6 protein-coding genes and 1 pseudogene are annotated in these 7,784 nt (G+C 71.5%); 2 read left to right on the top strand and 5 right to left on the bottom strand.

All coding sequences use genetic code 11. From position 1 onward, the window contains the following. Positions 1–193: pseudogene (locus tag Mco01_RS38425) on the top strand (ATP-binding protein); the annotation flags it as partial. Positions 194–196: 3 nt separating this feature from the next. Here the strand turns inward: Mco01_RS38425 and Mco01_RS38420 are convergent. The 5 genes from Mco01_RS38420 to Mco01_RS38400 are packed head-to-tail and all read right to left on the bottom strand — an operon-like array spanning position 197 to position 4,549. After that, positions 197–1,201 (bottom strand): methyltransferase, encoded by a 1,005-nt coding sequence (locus Mco01_RS38420; RefSeq protein ID WP_204061745.1) that lies wholly within the window; start codon positions 1,199–1,201, stop codon positions 197–199. 2 nt (positions 1,202–1,203) lie between these two features. Beyond that, positions 1,204–2,010 (bottom strand): ABC transporter ATP-binding protein, encoded by an 807-nt coding sequence (locus Mco01_RS38415; protein WP_204061744.1) that lies wholly within the window; start codon positions 2,008–2,010, stop codon positions 1,204–1,206. A gap of 9 nt (positions 2,011–2,019) precedes the next feature. Continuing rightward, positions 2,020–2,805 carry an ABC transporter permease gene (locus tag Mco01_RS38410; RefSeq protein WP_204061743.1) on the bottom strand — a complete coding sequence of 262 codons (786 nt, stop codon included), beginning with the start codon at positions 2,803–2,805 and terminating at the stop codon, positions 2,020–2,022. Continuing rightward, on the bottom strand, positions 2,802–3,575 hold the full coding sequence (locus Mco01_RS38405; RefSeq protein ID WP_204061742.1) for an ABC transporter permease: 774 nt from the start codon (positions 3,573–3,575) through the stop codon (positions 2,802–2,804). Before Mco01_RS38405 ends, Mco01_RS38410 begins: the two co-directional genes overlap by 4 nt. Then, the gene (locus tag Mco01_RS38400) at positions 3,572–4,549 is read right to left on the bottom strand and encodes an ABC transporter substrate-binding protein (protein WP_239104237.1); all 978 of its coding nucleotides are present in this window, start codon (positions 4,547–4,549) and stop codon (positions 3,572–3,574) included. Before Mco01_RS38400 ends, Mco01_RS38405 begins: the two co-directional genes overlap by 4 nt. A gap of 415 nt (positions 4,550–4,964) precedes the next feature. On the opposite strand from Mco01_RS38400, the gene Mco01_RS38395 reads away from it, so the two are divergent. Continuing rightward, positions 4,965–7,715, top strand: a complete 2,751-nt coding sequence (locus tag Mco01_RS38395; RefSeq protein WP_239104236.1) for a sensor histidine kinase — start codon at positions 4,965–4,967, stop codon at positions 7,713–7,715. Positions 7,716–7,784 lie beyond the last annotated feature (69 nt).

The raw sequence follows: 7,784 nt of genomic DNA, 5'->3' as shown, positions 1-7,784 counted from the left end.
CCTGAACGGGTTCGACGGGCAGTACCCGCACGCCGAGGACGAGGTGCGCGAGGCGCTGACCCTCGCGCCCACCACCCCGATCGTCCGCACCGACGCCCGCAACCGGGACTCGGTGAAGAGCACGCTCATCACGCTCGTCGAGCACGCGCTGACCATGCGCGTGGCCGTTCCCGGTTGGGGCGGCAGGGCCTGACGGTCAGGCGGGGACGGCCTCGATGAGGGTCGCGTGGAACGGCAGCGGCGTCGTCCCGGACAGCCGCAGGCCCGCCCCCTCCAGCAGCGCCGCGTGCTCGGACCCGCTGCGCTCCCGCCCCTGGCCGAACAGGCCCAGCATGCGCATGTCGATCTCCTTGCCGAAGTGCGGAGTGTCGTCGTCCGGCAGCACGATCTCCACCAGCAGCACCCGGCCGTCGTCGCTCATGGCCTCGCGCACCACGCGCAGGATCGTCGAGGCGTCCTCGTCGTCCCAGTTGTGGATGACGCTCCCGAGCAGGTAGGCGTCGTACCCCGCCGGCACCGCGCGGAAGAAGTCCCCCTCGACGAAGTCGACCCGGTCGAGCAGGCCCCATCCCTCCATCGCGGCCCGCGCGTCGGGCAGCACGTGCCCGAGTTCGAACAGCACGCCGCGCAGGTGGGGGTTGGCCCGCAGCGCCGCCGCGAGGATGTGCCCCCGCCCGCCGCCCAGGTCGACCAGGGTCTTGACCTGCGAGAAGTCGTACCTGCCCGCGACGCCTTCGGCCATCGGCCCCGAGCGGGACGTCATGAAGTCGTTGAAGACGCCGTTCAGCTCGGGGTCGGTGGCCAGGTGGTCGTAGAGGACGCCGTACTTCTCCACGAACGCCGACCGCCCCTGCCGCACCGTCGTGGCCAGGTTGTCCATGCCGTACGACAGGGTGGGCGCGGTGTTGGCCTGGACGGCGCTGCGCAGCGAGCCGGGGACGCCGCCCACGAGCAGGGCCCCCGCGTCGGTCAGCGCGTACGTGCCGGGGGAGACCGTGGCGAACAGGCCGCAGGAGGCGCCGGTGCGCAGCACGCGGGCGAGCGAGCCGGGGTGCGCCCCGCACCGCCCGGCGAGCTCGTCGACGGTGAGCGGCCCGTCCTTCAGGTGTCCGGCGCAGTCCAGCTCGACGATCGCGCTCAGCGCGGCCAGGCGCCAGCCGCCGCGGAGGATGTCCCACACGACGGTGCTCGGTTCTGTCACGTTCACTCCTTGTCGATGGAAGACGGGCCGTTGGGTGCCTTGCTGAGCTGCGGCTTCCCGCGGACGAGGCGGCCCACCTCGGCCCGCAGGTGCACGAAGGCCGGCAGCTCCCTGGTGCCGATCTGGTCGCGGGGGGAGGGCAGGTCCACCCGCAGGTCGGCGGCGACGACGGCGGGCGCCCGCGACAGCACGACGACGCGGTCGCCGACGTAGACGCTCTCGTCGATGTCGTGGGTGATCAGCACGATCGTCATGCGGTGGTGCCCGCGCACCGCCAGGACGAGGTCCTCCAGGTCCTCGCGGGTCTGGGCGTCCACCGAGCCGAACGGCTCGTCCATGAGCAGCAGGGACGGCCGGTAGGCGAGGGCCCGGGCGATCGCCACGCGCTGCTGCATGCCGCCGGACAGCTCCCAGGGGTACTTCCCGGCCGCGCTTTCCAGGCCCACCGCGGACAGGGCCTCGGCCGCCGCGGTCCTCCTGGCGGCCCGGCCGAGTCCGCGCCGGCGCAGCGGCAGCGCCACGTTGTCGCCCACCGACATCCAGGGGAACAGCGACCTGCTGTAGTCCTGGAAGACCACGGCCAGGTCGTCCGGCGTGCCGGACACGGACCTGCCCTTGACGCGCACCCCGCCGCCGGTCGGCCGGACGAGCCCGGCGATCGACCGCAGCAATGTCGACTTGCCGCAGCCGGACGGGCCGACCACGCAGACCAGCTCGCCCTCCGCGACCGTGAGGTCCACGCCGCCCAGCGCCCTGTGGGCGTTCGGGCCGGTGCCGTACGTGTGGGTCAGGTTGACGACGTCGAGCACGGTGTCACCTCAGTTCGTCTGCCGGGCGCGCCGGTGCCAGGACAGGGTGCGCCGCTCCACGAGCAGGAACGACGAGTTGAGGAGGAGGCCGAGGACGCCGAGCAGCGCGATCGTCCCCCACATCCCCGGGAGGTCGAAGTTCTGCTGCGCGTACAGCAGTTCGTAGCCGATGCCGCTGGTGGCGCTGCCCGCGAGCTCGGAGACGACCATGAGGATCAGCGCGAGGGACAGGCTCAGCCGCAGCCCGGCGAAGATCTTCGGCGCGGCGGCGGGCAGGATGATCCGCGTCAGCCGCTGCGCCCGGGACAGGCCGAACACCTGGGCCGTCTCGGTGTGCTGCCGGTCCACGTACCGGGCGCCGTCGATCGAGTTGACCAGCACCGGCCAGATCACGCCGTACACGATCGTGGCGACCTGCATCCGCACGTCGACCTTGAACAGCACGACGAACAGCGGGATCAGCGTGGGCGGGGGGATCGCCCGGCCGAACTCGACGATCGGGTCGACGTAGCCGGCCAGCGCGGACGAGCGGCCGACGGCGACGCCGAGGGCGATCCCGGCCGCGCAGGCGATCGCCCAGCCGCCGAACATGCGGGCCAGGCTCGGCAGGAAGTCCTGCAGGGCCTGGTCGCTGAGGAAGAGCCGGGACGGCGGACCGGAGAACCACAGCTCGCGCAGGCGGGCGGCGATCGCCGACGGCGGCGGGAAGTAGGTGGAGGCCGCGGCCCGGGCGCCCGCCTCCCAGAGCGCGACCAGCACGGGGACGGGCCACAGCCGGTGGACGACTCCGTTCACGCGGCCACCCCCGCCCTGGCGGCGTGCCAGCGGAACAGCACGCGTTCGGCGCGGACCAGCAGCGCGTTGACGGCCAGCCCGATCAGGCCGGCCCACACAGCGGCCGCGACCATGAGATCCACCCGGTAGCCCGACCCCGCCTTGATGATGTACACGCCGATGCCGCCCGCGCCGCCGGCCAGCAGCTCGGCGCTGACCGCGACCACGAGCGCGACCGAGGCGGCCAGCCGCACGCCGGTCAGGACGAACGGCGCGGCGCTCGGGAGCGCGACCCGCAGCAGCACGGCGAGCCGCCCGAAGCCGAAGGCCCGCAGGGTGTCCTTCGCCACCGGGTCCACGTCGTGCAGGCCGTACATCGTGTTGACGAGCACCGGCCAGCAGGCGGCGTAGACGATGACGGTCACCTTCACACGGGCGTCGGAGGCCGCGATCAGCGCGACCAGCGGGATGAGCGCGACCGAGGGGATCGGCCGGAGGAACTCGATCAGCGGCCGCACGGCCGCCTCGACCCGCGGCAGGCTGCCGAGCAGCACCCCGACCGGTACGGCCAGGAGGATCGCCACGACGAGCCCGGCGGCCCAGACGCCCAGGGTGGCCGAGACGTCCTGGAGGAACTCCCCGTCGACGGCGAGGCCGGCGGCCCGGGCGACGACGGTGGACGCCAGCGGCATGATCCGGGTGTCCATGAGGCCGGCGCGCCCGGCCGCCTCGGCGACGGCCAGCAGGCCCGCGACGCCCACGACGCCGCGGACCACCCTGGGGTCGATCATTGCGGCATCGGCACCAGCAGCGGGGTGACGTCCATCTTGGACTTCAGGTAGCCGTACTCCAGCATGATGTCGGCGACCCGCTGGATCCGCGTCGGGTTGAGGCTGGAGGGGTAGGAGCCGAGGGTGATGACCGACGCCGCCTCCGGCGTGATCTTCGTGTAGGACGGCAGCACCTTCTCCACGGCCTCACGGTCGGAGTCGGCGATCTGCTGCGCCTTCACGATGGCGCGCTGGAACGCGGCCATGGTCTTCGGGTACTTCTGCAGGACCGAGTCGGTCGTCGTCCAGCCGGCGATGGGGAAGTCGGCCATCGCGCCGGTCATGGTGTCGGCGATCTTCCTGGCGCCCATGTCCTTCTGGACCCCCGTGAGGAAGGGCTCGGTCAGCCAGGCGGCGTCCGTCTGCCCGGCGGCGAGCTTTCCGGGCGCGTCGGGGAAGGCCATGGGGACGTACTGGACGTCCTTCGGGTCGAGTCCGTTGACCCGCAGGGTCGAGTCGACGGCGAGCGTGCCGATGCTGTTCAGCGACGCAACCGAAATCTTCTTGCCCTTCAGGTCCTTCACCGACTTGATGGGCGAGTCGCCCTTGACGACGATGTCAAAGACATCCGGTTTCGCCTGGAATGTGTCGGCGAGAATCCGGAATTTGGCCATCTGCTTCTCTTGAGCGGACAGGACCGAAAAGTAGTTGCCGAGCGTGATGTCCACCGCGCCGCTCACGAGCTTCGGGATGGCGACGACGGTGCTGGCGACGATTTGGGGATTTACGGTCAGGCCTTCGGCCTTGAAGAAGCCGCGCTGTTGCGCGATGAAAAGTGCCGCCACGTCCGCAATGGGAAGAACTCCCACTGTCAGAGTGGTTTTCTCCAGTCCGTTACCGGTGCCCGACTCCGTGCTCGTGTTCGCACCGCCACAGCCTGTGAGTGTTAACGCGACGACGAGTCCGATCGCGGACCGGCGGCCTATCCGTCTCATGGAGTCTCCTTAGGTGGGGGGGCCGACCGGCGGCGGAGATCGCGTGGCCGGGCGACGGGCGAGAAGCGTAGCGGGCCTTAATTCGAGATAACAGGATTAGGCGGGCTATGTCACCAAACTTGTCAATAAATCCACTATGCCCCGTAACTCGGGGCAATGGCGGTTTGGATCGATGCATGTACCGAATCGGATTCGGACCGCCCTGGGCGTCCTGTCGTATGGCCTGAATGCGGCGCTCTCCCGCATGCTCTCACGCCTTACTCGGCGTGTGGAACGTGCTAAATGAGAGGAGAGGTTGGTCTATCTCGTCGCCTTATGCTCCAATTGCCGATGTCTTGTGGGAGGTTTCCCGATAGAAAGACCAATCTTCAATAACCGAATCCGCTTCTAGAAGAACCGCGAGAGGTTGCGACCAGTGAGGACGGCAACAGTCGAGAGCGGTCGTCGTATAGAGCAGAAGCCGCCACCCCTGCCGGCCGGCTCGCGGGATCCCGTCGCCGAGCCGCCGGCGCAGCCCGCCCCCAGTGGCACGGGCTCCGCGGCGCTGAAGAACTGGCGGGTGCGGACCCGGCTGCTCGCGCTGGTGCTGGTGCCGACCCTGGTGGCGGTGACGCTGGGGGGCTTCCGGGTGGCCACGTCCATCGGCAGCGCCGCCGAGTACCAGCGGGTCCGTGACGCGGCCGAGTTCGTCGCGAGCATCGGCACCTTCACCCACGAGCTCCAGCTCGAACGCGACCTGACCGCCAGATATGTTGCGGCCGACCGGAGGGGCTCGGCCCTCCTCTCGCTGATCCGCAATCAGCAGGACGCCGTCGACGCGGCCGCCCAGCAGGTGCGGGCGAGGGCGGCGACGGCGGGCGCGGCCCTCGGCGACATCGGCCGCGGCGCCCTCACCCGCCTGGTGGACCGCCTCGGCGAGCTGACCGCCCTTCGCCGCACGGTCCTGGAGAGCAGGCTTCCCGCGCTGCCCGCCATCGACAAGTACTCCCTGTACACGGCCGACGCCCTCCGGCTGTACGACGTGAGCGTCCAGGGGGTCGCGGACGAGGCGGTGAGCGCCAGCTTCAAGGCGATGGGCTCGCTCGCCCGGGCGCAGGAGGAGGTGTCCAAGCAGCGGGCGCTGCTGGCCGCCGCCGTCGCCAAGGGCGGCTTCGAGACGGCCGAGCTGGACGCCTTCACCGCCGCCCGCGCCCGGGAGGTCAGCGAGCGCGACGCGTTCACCGCTCAGGCCTCGCCGTCCGAGCGCCAGCTGTTCTCCGACACGGTCACGGGCCAGAAGGTCGACCGGGCCGAGTACCTGCGCGCGTTCGCCCTCAGCCTCGCCCGGGACGGCCAGCCGCTGCGCCGCCTGACGCCGGACGGGGACGCCGAGGGCCTCTGGTTCGACGCGATCAGCGAGACCGCCGACGACATGCAGAAGGTGGGCACGGAGCTCGGCGCCTCGGTGGTGCGGCGCAGCCAGGACCTGCAGCAGTCGGACCGCAACGTCGCGGCCGTCAACGTCGGCATGGTCGTGGTCGTCCTGGTGCTCGTCCTGCTGATCACCGCCGTCATGGCCCGGTCGCTGGTGCGGCCGCTGCGCCGGCTGCGCAGCGAGGCGCTGGAGATCGCCGGGCATCGCCTGCCCGACCTGGTCCAGCGGCTGCGGGAGTCGGACTCCTCCGGCGGACCGCCCGAGGTCGTCCCCATCGGCGTCGACTCCGCCGACGAGGTCGGCGAGGTCGCCCGGGCCTTCGACGAGGTCCACCGCGAGGCGGTGCGGCTGGCGGGTGACGAGGCCCAGCTGCGCAGCAACATCAGCGCCATGTTCGTGAACCTGTCGCGCCGTACGCAGACCCTGGTGGAGCGCCAGATCGCGCTGATCGACGGGCTGGAGCAGGGCGAGCAGGACGAGCAGCGGCTCGGGAACCTGTTCAAGCTCGACCACCTGGCGACCCGCATGCGCCGCAACAGTGAGAACCTCCTGGTCCTCGCCGGCCAGGAGCCCGCCCGGCGGTGGAGCCAGCCGGTGGAGATCACCGACGTCATCCGCGCGTCGCTGTCGGAGGTCGAGGGCTACGAGCGGGTCGTCCTCAACTTCCCCTCGGACGTCGCAATCGCGGGGCAGGCGGTCAACGACGTCATCCACCTGCTGGCCGAGCTGGTCGAGAACGCCCTGTCGTTCTCGGCCAGGGACACCCGGGTGATCGTGTCGGGCAACCGCATCGACGGCGGCGGCGTGATGGTCTCCGTCACCGACTCCGGCATCGGCATGACGCCCGAGGAGATCGCCCAGACCAACTGGCGGCTCGCGCACCCGCCCGTCGTGGACGTGTCGGTCTCCCGCCGCATGGGCCTGTTCGTGGTCGGCCGCCTCGCCGCCCGCAACGGCATCCGGGTGCAGCTCCGGCCGCACGACGGCGGCGGCCTGACCGCCATGGTGCTGCTACCGGAGTCGCTGATGGGCCGGCCCGCCCAGGTGGCCCCGGCGTACACGGGGGCGTTCGCGCCGTCGTGGAGCCCGCAGCCGGAGCAGAGCGTCTGGTCGCGTCCGCAGCAGGTCCAGCAGGTTCACCAGGTCCACCAGGTTCAGCAGGTTCAGCAGGTCCGGCAGGCGCCCGTGCAGGGCGCGATCACCCGCGGCGACCCGCGCAACCGGCTGCGCTCCCGCCGGTACGACGTGCCCGACGACGCCGCGACCGGGCCGTTGCCCTCGGTCTCCGGCGCGTCCCCCGCGATCACCGGGCCGTTCGGCGCGGGGACCGGGCCCGTTCCGGTCATGGGCGCCCCGGCGCCCGCGCCCGCCGACGAGTTCCTGCCGATCTTCGCCTCGGTGGAGTCGGCGTGGTTCCAGCGCAGCCCGGGCGGGGACGAGGGCCAGTCGGGCTGGCAGCGGGCCGCGGACGCCGACGCCGGCTGGCAGGCCGCCGCGTCCGCCGTCGAGAAGCCGGCCTGGGACGGCAAGACGACCTCCGGCCTGCCCAAGCGCGTGCCGAAGGCCAACCTGGTGCCCGGCTCGGCGGAGCCGGTCACGCCGCCGGCCGCGCCGGCGCCGGTCCTGTCACCCGACCGCGCCCGCAGCCGCCTGTCCAGCCTGCAGCAGGGCGTACGGCAGGGCCGGGCGGTGGCCAGGGGCGAGATCAGCGAGGACCAGGGCTACCCGACGAGGAGTGGGGATCAGGCATGAGGGAGATGAGCCAGGCCGCGCGCGGTCTCAACTGGCTGATCAGTGATTTCGTCAGCTCCGTCCCCGGTG

This window comes from Microbispora corallina, assembly GCF_016863035.1.
Lineage (GTDB): Bacteria > Actinomycetota > Actinomycetes > Streptosporangiales > Streptosporangiaceae > Microbispora > Microbispora corallina.
This window is presented reverse-complemented; position numbering and strand designations above follow the sequence as displayed.

What these genes read in the sequence shown, in the direction of transcription:
- Mco01_RS38405 (WP_204061742.1), bottom strand. Translation starts at nt 3,575, where the DNA reads ATGATCGACCCCAGGGTGGTCCGCGGCGTCGTGGGCGTCGCGGGCCTG.
- Mco01_RS38400 (WP_239104237.1), bottom strand. Translation starts at nt 4,549, where the DNA reads ATGAGACGGATAGGCCGCCGGTCCGCGATCGGACTCGTCGTCGCGTTA.